General features: G+C 47.5%; 15 protein-coding genes. 7 read left to right on the top strand and 8 right to left on the bottom strand.

The features are described 5' to 3' along the window. The first annotated feature begins 126 nt into the window (after positions 1–126). From rpsF to rplI, 3 genes are read left to right on the top strand one after another with little or no spacing between them, the layout of a single operon-like run. Positions 127–471: a 30S ribosomal protein S6 gene (gene rpsF, locus H1A11_RS12065; RefSeq protein ID WP_131225413.1), complete on the top strand. Its 345-nt coding sequence runs from the start codon at positions 127–129 to the stop codon at positions 469–471. 2 nt (positions 472–473) lie between these two features. Continuing rightward, positions 474–746 (top strand): 30S ribosomal protein S18, encoded by a 273-nt coding sequence (gene rpsR, locus H1A11_RS12060; RefSeq protein ID WP_004288442.1) that lies wholly within the window; start codon positions 474–476, stop codon positions 744–746. Positions 747–761: 15 nt separating this feature from the next. Continuing rightward, positions 762–1,211, top strand: a complete 450-nt coding sequence (rplI, locus tag H1A11_RS12055) for a 50S ribosomal protein L9 (protein ID WP_025832525.1) — start codon at positions 762–764, stop codon at positions 1,209–1,211. 81 nt (positions 1,212–1,292) lie between these two features. Here the strand turns inward: rplI and H1A11_RS12050 are convergent, their stop codons facing one another. The 5 genes from H1A11_RS12050 to H1A11_RS12030 form a co-directional block, all read right to left on the bottom strand. Then, entirely contained in the window at positions 1,293–2,009 is a 717-nt protein-coding gene (locus H1A11_RS12050; protein ID WP_181757260.1) for a hypothetical protein, read from the bottom strand. 160 nt (positions 2,010–2,169) lie between these two features. After that, complete coding sequence (locus H1A11_RS12045) at positions 2,170–2,730, bottom strand: hypothetical protein (RefSeq protein ID WP_131225411.1); 561 nt, start codon at positions 2,728–2,730, stop codon at positions 2,170–2,172. 109 nt (positions 2,731–2,839) lie between these two features. After that, positions 2,840–3,085 carry an RNA-binding protein gene (locus H1A11_RS12040; RefSeq protein ID WP_005830186.1) on the bottom strand — a complete coding sequence of 82 codons (246 nt, stop codon included), beginning with the start codon at positions 3,083–3,085 and terminating at the stop codon, positions 2,840–2,842. A gap of 333 nt (positions 3,086–3,418) precedes the next feature. After that, a complete protein-coding gene (locus H1A11_RS12035; RefSeq protein WP_005833237.1) occupies positions 3,419–3,631 on the bottom strand; it encodes a hypothetical protein in 213 nt (70 codons plus the stop codon). Between the two features lie 157 nt (positions 3,632–3,788). Further along, positions 3,789–5,462, bottom strand: a complete 1,674-nt coding sequence (locus H1A11_RS12030; RefSeq protein WP_181757259.1) for a long-chain fatty acid--CoA ligase — start codon at positions 5,460–5,462, stop codon at positions 3,789–3,791. Positions 5,463–5,547: 85 nt separating this feature from the next. Here H1A11_RS12030 and mtaB point away from each other — a divergent pair, with 85 nt between their 5' ends. From mtaB to H1A11_RS12010, 4 genes are read left to right on the top strand one after another with little or no spacing between them, the layout of a single operon-like run. Next, positions 5,548–6,864: a tRNA (N(6)-L-threonylcarbamoyladenosine(37)-C(2))-methylthiotransferase MtaB gene (gene mtaB / locus H1A11_RS12025; RefSeq protein ID WP_044469108.1), complete on the top strand. Its 1,317-nt coding sequence runs from the start codon at positions 5,548–5,550 to the stop codon at positions 6,862–6,864. A gap of 54 nt (positions 6,865–6,918) precedes the next feature. After that, positions 6,919–7,818 (top strand): lysophospholipid acyltransferase family protein, encoded by a 900-nt coding sequence (locus tag H1A11_RS12020; RefSeq protein WP_016273035.1) that lies wholly within the window; start codon positions 6,919–6,921, stop codon positions 7,816–7,818. Beyond that, a complete protein-coding gene (locus H1A11_RS12015; protein WP_005830203.1) occupies positions 7,811–8,827 on the top strand; it encodes a glycosyltransferase family 2 protein in 1,017 nt (338 codons plus the stop codon). Before H1A11_RS12020 ends, H1A11_RS12015 begins: the two co-directional genes overlap by 8 nt. 47 nt (positions 8,828–8,874) lie before the next feature. Further along, on the top strand, positions 8,875–9,393 hold the full coding sequence (locus tag H1A11_RS12010) for a methylglyoxal synthase (RefSeq protein WP_005830204.1): 519 nt from the start codon (positions 8,875–8,877) through the stop codon (positions 9,391–9,393). 653 nt (positions 9,394–10,046) lie between these two features. On the opposite strand, the gene folB is transcribed toward H1A11_RS12010, so the two are convergent. From folB to H1A11_RS11995, 3 genes are all read right to left on the bottom strand, one after another. Continuing rightward, entirely contained in the window at positions 10,047–10,412 is a 366-nt protein-coding gene (folB, locus tag H1A11_RS12005) for a dihydroneopterin aldolase (RefSeq protein WP_005830212.1), read from the bottom strand. Positions 10,413–10,686: 274 nt separating this feature from the next. Beyond that, complete coding sequence (locus H1A11_RS12000; RefSeq protein ID WP_138344971.1) at positions 10,687–13,380, bottom strand: 4-alpha-glucanotransferase; 2,694 nt, start codon at positions 13,378–13,380, stop codon at positions 10,687–10,689. 131 nt (positions 13,381–13,511) lie between these two features. Then, on the bottom strand, positions 13,512–16,049 hold the full coding sequence (locus H1A11_RS11995; protein WP_131225403.1) for an adenosylcobalamin-dependent ribonucleoside-diphosphate reductase: 2,538 nt from the start codon (positions 16,047–16,049) through the stop codon (positions 13,512–13,514). Between the last annotated feature and the right edge of the window lie 181 nt (positions 16,050–16,230).

Raw genomic sequence — 16,230 nt, 5'->3', positions numbered from 1 at the left:
GGCAAGCTGAAGACAATTCCTATATCCCTACACAAAAAAACATTAAATGTTTGTAGTTCAAAATAAAATGTCTACCTTTGCACCGCATTTTTAAAACGAATAATTTATTTATTTAATTAAACGAGTATGAATCAATACGAAACCGTTTTCATTTTGACTCCCGTTTTGTCTGATGTTCAGATGAAGGAAGCGGTAGAGAAATTCAAAGGCATCCTTACTGCTGAAGGTGCTGAGATTGTAAATGAAGAAAACTGGGGACTGAAGAAGCTGGCATATCCTATCCAGAAGAAGTCAACCGGTTTCTATCAGCTGATTGAGTTCAATGCAGAACCTACTGTCATTGAAAAATTGGAAGTAAACTTCCGTCGTGACGAGCGCGTTATCCGTTTCTTGACTTTCAGACAAGACAAGTACGCTGCTGAATATGCTGCGAAGAGAAGAAGTGTTAAATCAACTAAAAAGGAGGATTAATCATGGCACAACAAGTTCAATCAGAAATCAGATATTTAACTCCACCCTCAGTAGACGTTAAGAAGAAAAAATACTGCCGTTTCAAGAAGAGCGGTATTAAGTATATTGACTACAAAGATCCTGAATTCTTGAAGAAATTCTTGAATGAGCAAGGTAAAATCCTTCCGCGTCGTATTACCGGTACTTCTTTGAAGTTCCAACGTCGTGTAGCTCAAGCTGTGAAGAGAGCACGTCACTTGGCGTTGCTGCCCTATGTAACTGACATGATGAAATAATAGGAGGAGGAAAGTATGGAAATTATATTGAAAGAAGACATCGTAAACTTGGGTTATAAGAACGACATCGTAACAGTAAAGTCTGGCTACGGTCGTAACTACCTCATCCCGACCGGTAAAGCTGTTATCGCTTCACCGGCTGCAAAGAAAATGTTGGCTGAAGAGTTGAAACAACGTGCTCACAAGCTGGAGAAAATCAAAAAGGATGCTGAAGAACTGGCTGCTAAGCTGGAAGGTGTATCATTGAAGATTGCTACTAAGGTTAGCTCCACTGGTACTATTTTCGGTTCTGTTGGTAACATCCAGATTGCTGAAGAGCTGGCTAAATTGGGTCACAATATCGATCGTAAGATTATCGTTGTGAAGGATGCTGTGAAAGAAGTTGGCAACTACAAGGCTATCGTTAAGTTGCACAAGGAAGTTTCTGTAGAAGTTCCTTTTGAGGTGGTTGCTGAAGAAGCATAAATAAGTACGCTATAAATAGAAAGCCCGATTTCTTTGTATAAGAAATGGGGCTTTTTGTTTGTTTGAATCGCAAATTGGCCACTATTTGTAGAACTCGTCAATGGCAGATGCCGTTTCATCAATCTGCTTGATAAATCTGTTGTACATACGGGTTGGACTGTTATGGGTGAAATATATCTGCTGAATTAACTGAATTCCTTCCGGAAATTTAAAGAAAAAAGTCCATTCTTCTGCTGTTGAGTAATCTGCATCATTGGTCAAGAATTTTTGTACCTCCGGTTTATTGATTAATTTATCAACCTTCTTTTGCTTTATTTCCATAAATGAATTAAAGGTTTCATAGGAGCCTTTTATTGCATTGTATGTTTTAATGATTTGAGTCGCAAGTTCCTTGTCTCTGATGGCAGACATGAGCGAGGACGTTTTAAGCATTTCCATTGCATCGTTAATGTAAATGAAGGTTTGTGTCTGAAAGAGTAAATTCCCATATTTCTCTAAAGAGTCGGGTGCTGCCTTTGCAATGTTTTCCTTGTGCTGAAGCAGATATGAAGCTCCTTGTTTTTCAAATTCTTCTCTTTCCATCATCTGTGTCATGTATCCCCGGTTGAGTAACATCTCATTTTTGACCAGTAATAGTGCATCCTTAAGTTCTTTCTGTTTTTTATGTTCTTCAATGAGGTTACTGCCGGCAAAGGTCAGTAAGATGCCTAATACAACTGCTGTGAAGTTACAGATAAAATCTCCCAATCGCCTTTTAACGGTGGGGCAGACAAAGATTTTTTTCAGCTTGTTTTTCATAAGTATGTGATTGAGATTTTATTGGTTGTATTCTTCATCAATGGCTGCAATGACTTTGTCTATTGCTTTCAAATGATTTTGGTAAATATCAGTACTTTGTATTTGGGGGATTTGCTGTATGAGAGCGACTCCTTCTGGATATTTGAAGTAGAAATTCCAATCAATATAGTTTGGTGGAATTCATTCTTTTTTTGACATCGGGGACTTTCATCAACTCTTCCAGGCAACGCTGTTTTATGTTGCCGTATGAATCGAAAGCGCTTTGGCTGTTCCTGACTATAGCGTAGGCGGTCAAAATTTGCACAGTCAGTTCTTTGTTTTTGATTTTGGGAATGAGGCCGGAAGCTTTGAGCATTTCCAATGCGTCGTACATTGCATTAAAAGAAATGCTTTGGAAGGGTAATCTATCATATTTTTGTAAAGAATCCGGGTCGGCCTCCTGTATTCTACCTTTGTATTCCAATAGATATAAGGCGCCTTTTTGTTCCAGTTCTACTAATTCTTTTATATATGCTATATCTTCACGGTTCGTTTGTAATTCACTTTTTACCAATAGTATGGATTCCTTCACTTCTTTTTGGGCATTGTGTTCTGTAATCCAGTCGCTTCCTGCAAAGGTGATGATAATACCCAATATGACAGCAAGAAAGTTACGGAAGAAGTCTCCAAATTTATATTCAGTGCTTATTTGTTTTGCTTTTTCTATCAGTTTTGTTTTCATGTTTTTTTGAACGTATGTTTTATCAAAGATAAAGGAAAAATGCAAATAACAAAGAAGGGGCATATCTTATTATTAAGATATGCCCTTGCTTATTGTCAGTCAATAATTTTTAGTTTCTTGGCAATGCTTCTTTTACTACCATCTGGCGGCCTACATATTCTGCTCCATTCAGTTTGTTGATTGCTTGTTGGGCTTCAGCAGCTTCGGGCATCTCCACGAAGGCAAAACCTTTTGATCTGTTTGTATTACGGTCCATAATCAGTTTTACTGATTCTACTGTTCCATACTCTTCCATTACTTGTCTCAAATCTGATTCCCTAACGTTGTAGCTAAGGTTTCCAATGTACATATTCATAAAATACAAAAATAAAAAATTAATAATTCAATAAAGGAGTCTTAGGAAGTTGTAGTCAGAAATGAAAATTCTCAATGTGGTTAATCGAGGAGAGACATAATGAAACGCAGATCGTAATAAACCTCTTATTGTTTTGTTGATGCAAAGTAACGTTTTTTATTTGGTATATGCACTATACTTTATCATTTATCTGCCATATTATACCCTTTTTTGTGAAATAAGACCAAGACTTAACAATTGGAAGGGAAAAGAATGAGAGGATAGGGCATAAAAAAAGTCTGGTGTGCTTGTATGCACGTCAGACTTTCAATTCTCTCGAGTGTTGTACTGAAATTATTCAGCTACAACAGCTGCGCTATCTACTGCTACAGTGTCAGCTGCTGCGGCGGCTGCTGCTGCTTCAGCTGCTGCTGCTTCTACAGCTGCGATTGAGTCAGCGATACGGATAGAATCTGCAGTTGCTTGTTCAGCGTTAGCTGCTTTGTTGCCACAAGATGCGAAAGATACTGCTACGATAGCTGCAGCCATCAAAACTAATTTTTTCATTTTCTTTACTTTTAAAACGTAATACAATCAATTGCTTTATTAAAACGTTGCAAAGGTATGTACTTTTTGAATATGTTGTTCTCGAAACCCCAACTTTTTTTATATTTTTTTTGGAGCTTCGGCTGTTTTTATCCCTATCTATATGTTCTACAACATATTAATCTTCGGCAATGCTATTGTATAAGTATCTTTTGATACTTCTTTTGGGCGTTTTCTCAAATTCTGTCGGATAAAGTTGGATTTGGCTTACCTTTTCGTAGGTTGCCACGCTGTTATTCAGATTTTTGAGATTCTCATCCATAATAGTTTTGAGATTGTCCGGCTGGTTCAACCCTAAAGAATCCAGGGCTTCATAGTCGGCATACACCAATGCTACCAGTTTTTTGTTCCGTTCGATGATAAGGCTTTCCAGGACGAAAGGCATGTTATTGAGCCGCGCTTCTATTTCTTCGGGGAAGATATTCTGTCCGCTGGAACTGAGAATCATGGTCTTGCTGCGTCCGCGGATATAGAGGTTGTTGTTCTCGTCCAGTGTGCCTAGGTCGCCGGTGCGAAGCCATCCGTCTTCGGTGAAGACTTCTTTGGTGGCTTCGGGGTTTTTGTAATAACCCGTCATCACGTTCTCGCCACGTACTTGTATTTCGCCGAGTTTGTCGTCCGGGTTTTCCTTGCAGATACGGGCTTCCATGATGTCGAGTACCCGTCCGGAGGAAGTCGGGACGAATTCATTCCAGGGAGCATAGCTGATGAGAGGGGCACATTCAGTCATGCCGTAGCCGATGGTGAAGGGGAACTTGATGCGGTGGAAGAATTCTTCCACTTCCGGGTTCATGGCCGCGCCTCCTATGATGACTTCCTTGAAACGTCCGCCCAGTGCGTCAATCAGTTTCTTGCGGATTTGCCCGTATATCTGTCCGTCGAGCAAGGGAATGCTGAGTGCCCATTTCATGGTCTTTTTGTTGATGATGGGCTGTATGACATTCTTGTATATCTTTTCAATGACAAGGGGTACGGTGATAATCAGGTTGGGTTTCACTTCCTCGAAAGCTTTCATCAGAATCTTTGGGGAAGGTACTTTTCCCAACAGTGTGACGTGTGTGCCGACGGCCGTGGCGGTAAGGAAATCGAATGCGCAGCCGTATGCATGTGCCAAAGGCAGGAAAGAGAGCACTTTGTCTCCTTTCTTCAACAGCTCGGTACGTATGCCGAAGGTGACGTTGCCGGCCAGGTTGTTTCCCGTCAGCATGACGCCCTTACTGAATCCGGTGGTGCCCGAGGTATAATTCAGCAGCATGACCTTGTCGTTGGAAAGGTCCGTGTAAACGATGTCTTCCTTACGGAATCCGTTCGGGTAGGTCGCTTCCATTTCATCGCCCAGATGCTTGAGGAAACGCTGGATGGTTTCGCCGTCCCGCTGATACAGACAGCGGAAGTCGCTCAGCGAGAACACACCGCGAATTCCGGTAAGCCGTTCTTCTTCCAGATGTTCCCAAATGGCATCGCTGGTGAAGAGGAACGTCGATTCGGAGTGGTTTACGATATGATGGACATCATTGGGGTTGAAGTCTTGCAGAATGGGGACTACGATACCGCCGTAGGTGATGGTGGCCATATAGGCGATGCACCAGCGGGCATTGTTCTTGCCGATGACGGCTATCTTGTCGCCGCGGCGCAGTTGGCAGTACTTGAAAATAAGGTGCAGTCTGGCTATTTCTTGTGCCACTTCGCCATAAGTATAGCTCTCGTTTTCTCCATAGTTGGTATAGCAGGGGAGGTCCCAATTCTCGCGGAAACTATGCTCGTATAGTTTGATAAAGTTCTCTTGTATCATTGCACAAATTTTAGTTGAGTGTGCAAAAGTAGGAAAAATAGATTAATAATGTATATATTTGCAGCATAAATGTGTTTATAAGCTCATGATAGATACCAATATATTTCAAGATAAGACGGCGGTTTACTATACGTTGGGGTGCAAACTGAACTTCTCGGAGACCTCTACTATCGGTAAAATTTTGCGGGAAGCGGGCGTACGTACGGCGCGCAAGGGTGAGAAAGCGGATATTTGTGTAGTGAATACCTGCTCGGTGACGGAAGTGGCAGACAAGAAGTGCCGCCAGGCCATCCACAAACTGGTGAAGCAACATCCGGGTGCATTTGTCGTGGTGACCGGTTGCTATGCCCAGCTGAAACCGGAGACGGTGGCAAAGATAGAAGGTGTGGACGTCGTGCTGGGAGCCGAGCAGAAGAAGGACCTGCTCCACTACCTGGGCAATCTACAGAAGCACGAGACCGGCGAGGCCTACACTTCCGCTTTGAAGGATATACGTTCGTTTGCTCCGTCTTGTTCGCGTGGCGACCGGACCCGTTTCTTCCTGAAAGTGCAGGACGGCTGCGATTATTATTGTTCCTATTGCACCATTCCCTTTGCCCGCGGACGTAGCCGTAACGGCAGCATTGCTTCTATGGTGGAGCAGGCCAGCCAGGCGGCTGCCGAAGGTGGAAAGGAAATTGTATTGACCGGTGTCAATATCGGAGACTTCGGCAAGTCTACCGGTGAGACTTTCTTCGATTTGGTGAAGGCGCTGGACGAGGTGGAAGGCATTGAGCGTTACCGCATATCCTCCATCGAGCCGAATCTGCTGACAGATGAAATCATAGAATACGTGTCCCGTTCCCGGCGTTTCATGCCTCATTTCCATATACCGCTGCAGTCGGGCAGTGACGAGGTGCTGAAGCTGATGCGACGCCGTTACGATACCGCCTTGTTTGCCTCGAAGATAAAGAAGATAAAGGAAGTGATGCCCGATTCCTTTATAGGGGTAGACGTGATTGTGGGTACCCGTGGAGAGACGGAGGAGTATTTCGGGCAGGCTTATGAGTTTATCAAGAGCCTGGACGTGACGCAGCTCCATGTCTTCAGCTATTCGGAGCGTCCCGGCACGCAGGCCTTGAAGATAGACCACGTGGTGGCACCCGAAGAAAAGCACCGCAGGAGCCAGCAATTGCTGGAGCTTTCGGACGAAAAGACCCGTGCTTTTTATGCGCGCCATATCGGGCAGACGATGCCGGTGTTGCTGGAACGTCCCAAACCCGGACTGCCGATGCACGGCTTCACTCCCAATTATATCCGTGTGGAAGTCCCTCATGATGCTGCCTTGGACAACCAGCTCGTGTCTGTGCGCCTGGGCGATTTCAATGCCGACGGCACTGCACTCTTGGGAGCAATAGAATGAGGAATGCCGCCTTTGCAACAAATAACTCATAACTTATAACTCATAACTGACGAAGTGAAATCAAAAATTGTCTATTGGCTGACTTATGCGGGCATGTGGCTTGTGGCACTTCTGCCTTTCCGGGCGCTTTATGTGTTGTCCGACGGGCTGTACTTCCTGATGCGCCACGTCGTGCATTATCGGAAGAAAGTCGTTCGCCGCAACCTTCGCAATTCCTTTCCGGAGAAGTCGGAAACCGAATTGATGGAGATAGAGCGCAAGTTCTACCATTATATCTGCGACTATATGCTGGAAGAGGTGAAGATGCTGCGCATGTCTTTCGAGGAGCTCTGCCGCCGGATGAAGTATGATAATAAGGAAGAATACCTTGCCATGATAGAGAAGCATGGAGGCATTGTACTGTTGATTCCCCATTATGCCAATTTTGAGTGGATTATAGGCATGGGGGCCATCATGCATCCGGGCGACATCCCGGTGCAGGTGTACAAACCGCTAAGCAATAAGTATCTGGACGAGATGTTTAAGCATATCCGCGCCCGGTTCGGAGGATACAATGTGGCGAAACATTCCACGGCACGCGAAGTGATAAAGCTTCGCCGTGAAGGCAGGCGGATAGCCATCGGCCTGATTACAGACCAGTCGCCCAACCGCAGCGAGGCCCATTATTGGACCACTTTCTTGAATCAGGACACCGTGTTCATGGATGGCGCCGAGCGCATTGCCAAGCTGATGGACTTCCCCGTCTTTTATTGTGAATTGGAACGGACATCCAGGGGATATTGCAAAGTGCTCTTCGATTTGGTTACCGAAACTCCCAAGCAGACGGCGGATGGCGAGATAACCGAGTGCTTCGCCCGTCGTCTGGAGCAGACCATCCGGCGCGAACCGGCTTATTGGTTCTGGTCTCATAAACGCTGGAAAAATAAACGAAAAGAATCTGTGCAACATGGATAAGATTGCTGTTGTCATATTGAATTGGAACGGATGTGATATGCTCCGTTCCTTCCTTCCCTCTGTTGTGCGTTTTTCGGAGGCGGATGGTGCTGTGGTGTATGTGGCGGACAATGGCTCTACGGATGCCTCCGTGGCAATGCTCCGTCGCGAGTTTCCTTCTGTGCACTTGATTCTGCTGGAAGAGAACCACGGTTTTGCCGACGGATACAATCTAGCATTGAAGCAAGTGGAGGCAGAATATGTAGTGCTGCTCAATTCCGATGTAGAGGTCACCGAGCACTGGCTTGTCCCGTTGGCAGAGTATATGGATGCCTATCCGGAGACGGCCGCTTGCCAGCCGAAGATACGCAGTTGGCGTAACAAGGGGCAGTTTGAGTATGCCGGAGCTGCGGGAGGTTTCATCGACCGCTATGGCTATCCCTTCTGCCGCGGCCGTATCATGGGCGTGGTAGAAGAGGACAAGGGGCAATACGACACGGTGATACCCATTTTCTGGGCTACGGGGGCGGCTCTGTTCATCCGTCTGGCAGACTACCGGGAAGCGGGTGGGCTGGACGGACGTTTTTTTGCCCACATGGAGGAGATAGATTTATGTTGGCGGCTTCGTGCCCGTGGCAGACAGTTGGCATGTATACCGCAGAGTGTGGTATTTCATGTGGGAGGGGCCACTTTGAAGAAGGAGAATCCGCGCAAGACCTTCCTCAATTTTCGTAATAACCTTGTCATGCTTTATAAGAATCTGCCGCAGGAGGACTTGGCGTCCGTGATGCGTGTACGTGCGGTGCTCGATTATGTGGCTGCGTTCAGTTTCATGCTGAAAGGCCAGTTACCCAATGCTTTGGCCGTATTCCGTGCGCGCCGTGCCTACCACTCCCTCCGCACTTCATTAGCAGCGTCCCGCAAAGAGAATCTGAAAAAAACTACGCTTGCCGTAATACCGGAACGGACAAAAAACAGTATATTGGCGCAGTTTTATCTGCATGGAAAGAAATTCTTTTCCCAATTGTAGGAACTGTTGCCTTTTATAATTGTTCAATCTATTAAAGGTTTTGAATTATGGAAAAACTAGTTAGAAAAATCGGATTAGTGGCACACGACGCCATGAAGAAAGACCTCATCGAGTGGGTACTGTGGAACTCGGAATTGCTGATGGGGCATAAATTCTATTGTACGGGCACCACGGGTACCCTTATCCTCGAAGCCCTCCGGGAGAAACATCCTGATGTGGAGTGGGATTTCACTATCCTTAAATCCGGTCCTTTGGGCGGTGACCAGCAGATGGGCTCGCGCATTGTGGACGGAGAGATTGACTATCTTTTCTTTTTCACCGACCCGATGACCCTTCAGCCGCACGATACGGATGTGAAGGCGTTGACCCGCCTTGCCGGTGTGGAGAACATCGTGTTCTGCTGCAACCGCAGTACGGCAGACCATATCATTTCCAGCCCGTTGTTTGTCGACCCGACGTATGAACGCACTGTTCCCGATTACAGCAACTACACCAAGCGGTTTGCAAATAAGCCGGTGGTGGCCGAAGCGGTGGAATCGGCAAAGAAGCGGAAACGGCAAAAATGAGGATGAAACTCGGTTCTACTGGGCATTCTTAATCTATCGCTACCCTTCGTTCATGGACAGCCCACACTGGTGCGATAGCCCACCCTTGCCGTTTGAAGTCATAGAGTTGCACAATAATGGTGTTGGTGAATCTGCCCATTCTATGTCGTTGAGGTATTGGTAGGGGAAGCGGAACTCTGTGAGGTTTATTTTCAATAGTTCATTCCTTCTGAAGTCTGCATAGTTGTATGGGTTTGTAAAGTCGTAAGGGGTGGGCAGGTAGAGGGCATTTCTCCAATGAAACTCGGAGCTGTATTTGATAGCAAGCGGCCGGTAGCAGGAAGAGAGCGACGATGGGGAGTAATGCCAGTCGTTGTATAGCGTTTCTCATTGACTTTTTGTTGATGATGGGGCAAAGGTACGGAATATTGGTATCAATGGTCGTATTCTACGGCAGAAAAGTTGCTGCATGCTCACTGCAGAACTTCTGTATACATTTTGCAGTGCTACTGCATATCTGTTGCAGCGTCACTGCAAAGCTATTGCAGTACTACTGCAAATATATGTGCAGTGTTACTGCAAACCGTTTGCAGCGCCACTGCAAAAAGCATGCAGTGTCTTTGCAGTGGGAAGTGTCTGTGTATCAATAGTGAATGGGGTGATTCGGCAATCTGTCATTCTCCGCGGCGTTGGCATATCTCCACTCCTGCAGCCTCTATATCCGCGCCCATCGGTGGATTGCGCTTTGCCAGCTTGAGGGTTATCTCTTCTATCTGCGGGAAGTCGTGGAACAATCGGTTTATAATTCGCCCGCATACATGTTCCAATAGTTTGGAAGGAATGTCCATCTCTGCCTTCACAGCTGTATGTACATCGGCATAGCTCACGGTGTCGGCTACGTCGTCCGTTTCTGCCGCACGCCGGATATCAACTTGCAGGCGCAGGCTGACGGTAAACTCATTGCCTACCACGGTTTCTTGTTCGCCCACGCCGTGATGGGCGAAGAAGCGAAGCGTGTCAAGGAAAATATAACTGGTCATTACTTGTAGATTGTTTTCTGCAAACTTACTGATATTTTGTGGTACGGGCAAATCAGTATCCGGTTATTACGATTCAGGTTGCGGATTGTATTCTGTAAAATATAAAAATAGCGCGAAATTGTTTTTTATAGAATACAATTATGTGAGGGTCGGAATAAACTTATCGAACTATTTTAGGCACGGAATTATGCGGGTTATCACGGTTGCTTTCAATATTATCCGTGATTGTCCATGTAATCCGTGCCTAAAATAATACTTTGCTAAGAATCCTTTCTTATCTTCCGGTGCTTTCTATCATGCTCCTTATTTTCTCGTTCAGGCTTTCTGCCTTCATCAGTTGTTCCAGTGTCAGGTGCATGCGCCAGCGCCAGTAGTGCCGCGGGTTGGCAGGAATATTGATGCGTTCTTCCTGCACGTTCGGGTTGCGCCATTTGCCGTCCATGGACATCCAGTCTTGCAGGGAGAGGATGCAGAGGATGGAGTTGCTATGGAGGTGATTGCGAACCACTTCTTCGCAGAGCTCCGGCGTGGCCGTTGCCGGTGCGGCACCGTAGTGTCCGAGCATGGTGTTGTAGTAACGCTGCGTCTGTTGTAAGTCTTCTTCCCACCAGCCGCGCAGGGTAGACATGTCGTGCGTGGAGATGGTGCAGACCGAACGGTACGGATACCAGTCTGTGTGGCCGAATTCTTGTTTCGGATCTTTCGGCATACGTTGTATCTCCAGGGAAAGGATACGCAGGTCGTTCATCACCCATGCCACGCAATCGGGAATCATGCCTAAGTCCTCACCGCATACCAGCATGCGCGTGGACTGTGTCAGTTGCGGCAGTTTCTTCATGGCTTGCTGTCCCCAGAAGTCGTTGTGGCGATGATAGTAGTACTGGTCATACAGCCGGTTGAAGGCAGCCTTCTCCCAATCGTTCAGTGCGCGGTAGATGTAGTCGTGCTGCACGCCGATGCGCGGATGGTATTCGTGCGGATTGTTGCGGTCGGGCACGAACAGCACATCGCTGATAAGGGCGTAAAGCCCGTCACGAATCCAGATGCTGTCATCGTCCGTTTTTCCGACAAAGTAGGCTTCCACCTTGCGCTGGGTGTCGAACTCGGGACGCATGCGGTAAACCTCCCACGTGTCTGTCGGCTCTATGAAGGTCTGTTTCACATAGTCTGTATGCGGGCCGAAGATTTGTCCGAGGAAGTACTCATGGATATAGGGCTTCAGGAAGAAGTCTTCGCGGAATGCCAGCCCGTAGCTTTCTATCTCCTCACGCGTCATGGGCAGGGCGGGGACGAATTGTCCCAACAGCCCGTGTACGGCGTGCATCGGTATCTCCCAAATGCGGAAGAAGCCGAGGATGTGGTCTATGCGGTAGGCATCGAAGTATTCCGCCATTTTGTGGAAACGCTTCATCCACCAGGCATAGCCATCTTTCTCCATGACATCCCAGTTGTAGGTGGGAAAGCCCCAGTTTTGCCCGTTTACGGAAAAGTCATCGGGCGGTGCGCCGGCTTGGCCGTTCAAGTTGAAGTAGTGGGGTTCCTTCCAGGCTTCCACACTGTTGCGGCTGATGCCGATGGGGATGTCGCCTTTCAGCACTACACCGTTGGCGCGCGCATGTTCGGTGGCGGCAAGCAGTTGCAGGTGCAGATTGAACTGGATGTAGTAGTAGATGGCGATATGCGGATAGTCGGCAGAGTCCGGCCGGCACAATATCTCTATCTCCTTGGCATCGTAGGTGGCATACTTGGGCCACTCGTGGAAATTCGGGGTCTTGTAGGCATCACGCAGGTAGCTGAAGACGGCATATGGCTGCAACCATTCCTTGTTGGCTTCGTAGAAATTACGGAAAGCATCCGATGCCAGCACCTTTTCCCCTTCCTGCTTGAAGATGAGGTGGAAGTATTCCCACTTTGTCTTGTTCACAGCTTCGTAGTCCACGGTGGGCAGGGCATTCAGTTCCTTCTGGCGTTTGTTGAATTCGGCCATCACCTTCTTGTCCTTCAAGCTGCCCAACTGCTTCAGGTCGGCGTACATGGGATGGAAGGCATAGATGGAGATGCTACTGTAAGGGTAGGAGTCTGTCCAGGTATGCGTCATGGTAGTGTCGTTGATGGGCAGAATCTGCACCGCCTTCTGATTGGTGGCAACTGCCCAGTCAATCATGCGCTTCAAGTCGCCGAAATCGCCTACACCGAAGCTTTTCTCGGAGCGTAGGGAGAATACGGGTACGGCTACTCCGGAACCTTTCCATGCGGGAAGATTGAAGTATACATAACGGTCGCCGACAGCCAGCGTTTCGTTGGCGGCTATCTGCGGGTCGGCCATATAGCGGTTGGGATTGTTCTCCCAGGCCACGGCACGGCGCTCTTTCTTGTTGTAAAGGACGAATTTATACTCCAGCGGGAAGCTGATTTTACCGGCATCCACTTCTACCTGCCATTCGGGGAAGTCGATGTCGCTCATAAGGGCAGCTTTGTCCGGGTTCCAGTCACCCAGCGCCTTCTGGTTTCCGCAAAGTGCCAGGCAGTGGTCATTGTCTATGCAGGGGGCGTACGCCTTTATCAGCAACCCCTTTTTGTAGCTTTTCGGGGCGGCACTGCGTTCGCGATGCGCCAGCAGGGATTCTGTGAAAGCGGATGTATAAAAATACTGCTGCTCGGGCAGATTCTTCCAACAATCTTCTATGCGGTAAACTTTCTTCGGATTGTCTGCAACGTGCAGGATGCGTGGCAGGCTGTTCCACTCTGTCCGTATGGTTCTGCCATCTTGATAGATGTGGTAACTGTATTCGACGCTTCCATTGCCGGGAATCTGGATATCCACTTCCGCGGTCCAGTGAATGCCGTCTACAGTGTGCAGGGGTGTGGCTTTGTCGGGCTGGTTGTTGCCAAGTTCCGGGATGGAACCCAGGACTCTGACTTCTTCACCCCAGCTGGTGCGATACTCGATATTGAATATTAGTGTCATATTATATTAGATTTAGAAATAGCAATAGCTGCAATGATTATGCAAGTATAGAAATTATTCCTCATAATCATGCAGCTACCGTTATCTAAGTCATTTAAATTCCTATGCAAACGTTTGTGCTTGCCGTGGGATTATCCACAGCGGGAAGCTCCGCACGTCTTGCAGATGAGGCAACCTTCTTGGTAAACCAGTGTTTCGTTGCCGCAGTTGGGGCATTTCTTGCCTTTGGCTTCCGTGCCGTCCTGGATGTATTTCTTCAGGGCGCGTTCCACACCGTTCTTCCAGGTGTTGATGTTTTCGCTGTCCAGTTGCAGTGAACCTACCAGCTTGATGACCTGCTCGATAGGCATGCGATAGCGCAATACACCGGAAATCAGCTTGGCATAGTTCCAATACTCTTTGTTGAACTTCTCGGACAGACCCTCGATGGTAACTTTGTATCCGCGCTTGTTCTCGAACTGGAAGTCGTAACGCTTGTTTCCGTGCTCATCCACATTCTTGATGATGTGGCCCGACACCACATTCTTCGGCAGGATGATGCCTTCGTCATCGTCCAGCACACCGGTGAATATCTCGTAGGGATGATTGTCCAGCAAGCCGACGAATGCCACCCATTTCTCCTTGTTGTTCTGGAAGCGGACAACGTCTGCATCCAATATTCTGGGACGTGTTTCAACGACCGTAGGCGGTTTGCACGGGGGAAGCTCAGACTTTTTGTCGCTCTTGGTAGAGATGAGTACACCGGAACGCGAACCGTCGCGGTAAACCGTACAGCCCTTGCAGCCGGATTTCCATGCTTCTACATACAGACGGTTCACGAGGTCTTCGTCTACGTTATTCGGCAGGTTGATGGTTACGCTGATAGAGTGATCCACCCATTTTTGGATACGTCCCTGCATCTTGACTTTCATCAGCCAGTCCACGTCGTTGGAGGTTGCTTTATAATAAGGTGATTTCTCTACCAGGGCATCCACTTCTTCCTGCGTGTAGCGTTTGGCGGGGTTGTATCCTTGTGCTTCCATCCAAGTCACGAACTTGGGGTGGAACACGATATATTCTTCAAAGGCATCCCCGGTTTCGTCGATGAAGTCCACATGGACGTTCGTATCGTTGGGATTCACTTTGCGGCGGCGCTTGTACACGGGCAGGAATACGGGCTCGATACCGGAGGTGGTTTGGGTCATCAGGCTGGTGGTTCCGGTCGGGGCGATGGTCAGACAGGCAATGTTGCGGCGTCCGTACTTCTTCATCTCCTCGTACATTTCCGGGTCGGCTTCGCGCAGGCGGTTGATGAACGGATTGTTCTTTTCGCGTTCTGTATCGTATACCTCGAATGCGCCGCGTTCTTTGGCCATTTCTATGGATGAGCGATAGGCGTTGAGTGCCACCGTCTTGTGTACTTTCTCCGAAAACTCGGTTGCTTCTTCAGTACCATAACGCAATCCCAGGGCGGCAAGCATGTCGCCTTCTGCCGTGATGCCTACACCGGTACGGCGGCCTTGGGCGCTTTTCTTGTAAATCTTCTGCCACAAAACGCGTTCTGTATGTTTCACGTCTTCACTTTCGGGGTCGGCATCTATCTTGCTCATGATGCGTTCTATCTTTTCCAGCTCAAGGTCGATGATGTCGTCCATGATGCGTTGGGCCAAAGCTACATGCTTCTTGAATAGCTCAAAGTCAAAGTAGGCGTCCGGCTTGAACGGATTGACCACGTATGAGTAAAGGTTGATGGCGAGCAGACGGCAGGAGTCGTACGGGCACAGTGGAATTTCGCCGCATGGATTGGTGGATACGGTACGGTAGCCCAGGTCTGCATAGCAGTCGGGCACGGATTCCTTTAATATGGTATCCCAGAACAATACACCGGGTTCTGCCGATTTCCATGCATTGTGCACAATCTTTTTCCATAATGCGGATGCGTCAATGTCTTTTTGAAATGCCGGCTCTGTGGCGTCAATCGGATATTGCTGTGTATATGGTTTGCCTTCGATGGCGGCCTGCATGAAGTCGTCGGTCAGTTTTACGGAAACGTTGGCTCCGGTCACTTTGCCCTCAGTCATCTTGGCATCGATGAAGGCTTCCGAGTCGGGGTGTTTGATGGATACGCTGAGCATCAGTGCGCCGCGGCGTCCATCTTGAGCCACTTCGCGTGTAGAGTTTGAATAGCGTTCCATGAAGGGGACCAAGCCAGTGGAGGTCAGTGCCGAGTTCTTTACCGGTGAACCTTTCGGACGGATATGGGATAAGTCGTGTCCCACGCCGCCACGGCGTTTCATCAGCTGTACTTGTTCTTCGTCTATCTTGAAGATGGCACCATAAGAATCCGCTTCGCCGTCCACACCGATAACAAAGCAGTTGGACAGAGAGGCTACCTGATAGTTGTTCCCGATTCCGGTCATCGGGCTTCCTTGCGGAACAATGTACTTGAAGTGGTCGAGTAAGCCGAAAAGTTCCTCTGAACTTAATGGATTGGGGTACTTGGCCTCAATGCGGGCTATCTCATTGGCTATTCGCCAATGCATGTCTTCCGGAGACTTTTCGTAAATATTTCCGAAAGAATCTTTGACTGCATATTTGTTTACCCAAACTCTGGCAGCCAACTCGTCGCCTTGGAAGTATTTTAAAGATTCTCCGTAGGCTTCGTCATAAGAATAATTTTTCTTTTCCACAGTGTTGTATCTCTTAGGATTAGTTACAAATAAGTAAAATTGTAGAAGTTGTACTTATTGTTAACAAACGCATTTGCAAAGCTATGAATGTTTTTCAATTTGGCAAAATTAAAATGAATATTTTTATTAACCGGTGGATAGTTTTCTGTTGATTGGTGTTAATTTGTTGGTTTATAATGTT

It is taken from the genome of Bacteroides sp. CACC 737, from assembly GCF_013874375.1.
Taxonomy (GTDB): Bacteria; Bacteroidota; Bacteroidia; order Bacteroidales; family Bacteroidaceae; genus Bacteroides; species Bacteroides uniformis.
Note: the sequence above shows the minus strand (reverse complement) of the source record. Positions and strands in the feature narration are given on the sequence as shown.

What these genes read in the sequence shown, in the direction of transcription:
- rpsF (WP_131225413.1), top strand. Translation starts at nt 127, where the DNA reads ATGAATCAATACGAAACCGTTTTCATTTTGACTCCCGTTTTGTCTGAT.
- rpsR (WP_004288442.1), top strand. Translation starts at nt 474, where the DNA reads ATGGCACAACAAGTTCAATCAGAAATCAGATATTTAACTCCACCCTCA.
- rplI (WP_025832525.1), top strand. Translation starts at nt 762, where the DNA reads ATGGAAATTATATTGAAAGAAGACATCGTAAACTTGGGTTATAAGAAC.
- H1A11_RS12050 (WP_181757260.1), bottom strand. Translation starts at nt 2,009, where the DNA reads ATGAAAAACAAGCTGAAAAAAATCTTTGTCTGCCCCACCGTTAAAAGG.
- H1A11_RS12045 (WP_131225411.1), bottom strand. Translation starts at nt 2,730, where the DNA reads ATGAAAACAAAACTGATAGAAAAAGCAAAACAAATAAGCACTGAATAT.
- H1A11_RS12040 (WP_005830186.1), bottom strand. Translation starts at nt 3,085, where the DNA reads ATGAATATGTACATTGGAAACCTTAGCTACAACGTTAGGGAATCAGAT.
- H1A11_RS12035 (WP_005833237.1), bottom strand. Translation starts at nt 3,631, where the DNA reads ATGAAAAAATTAGTTTTGATGGCTGCAGCTATCGTAGCAGTATCTTTC.
- H1A11_RS12030 (WP_181757259.1), bottom strand. Translation starts at nt 5,462, where the DNA reads ATGATACAAGAGAACTTTATCAAACTATACGAGCATAGTTTCCGCGAG.
- mtaB (WP_044469108.1), top strand. Translation starts at nt 5,548, where the DNA reads ATGATAGATACCAATATATTTCAAGATAAGACGGCGGTTTACTATACG.
- H1A11_RS12015 (WP_005830203.1), top strand. Translation starts at nt 7,811, where the DNA reads ATGGATAAGATTGCTGTTGTCATATTGAATTGGAACGGATGTGATATG.
- H1A11_RS12010 (WP_005830204.1), top strand. Translation starts at nt 8,875, where the DNA reads ATGGAAAAACTAGTTAGAAAAATCGGATTAGTGGCACACGACGCCATG.
- folB (WP_005830212.1), bottom strand. Translation starts at nt 10,412, where the DNA reads ATGACCAGTTATATTTTCCTTGACACGCTTCGCTTCTTCGCCCATCAC.
- H1A11_RS12000 (WP_138344971.1), bottom strand. Translation starts at nt 13,380, where the DNA reads ATGACACTAATATTCAATATCGAGTATCGCACCAGCTGGGGTGAAGAA.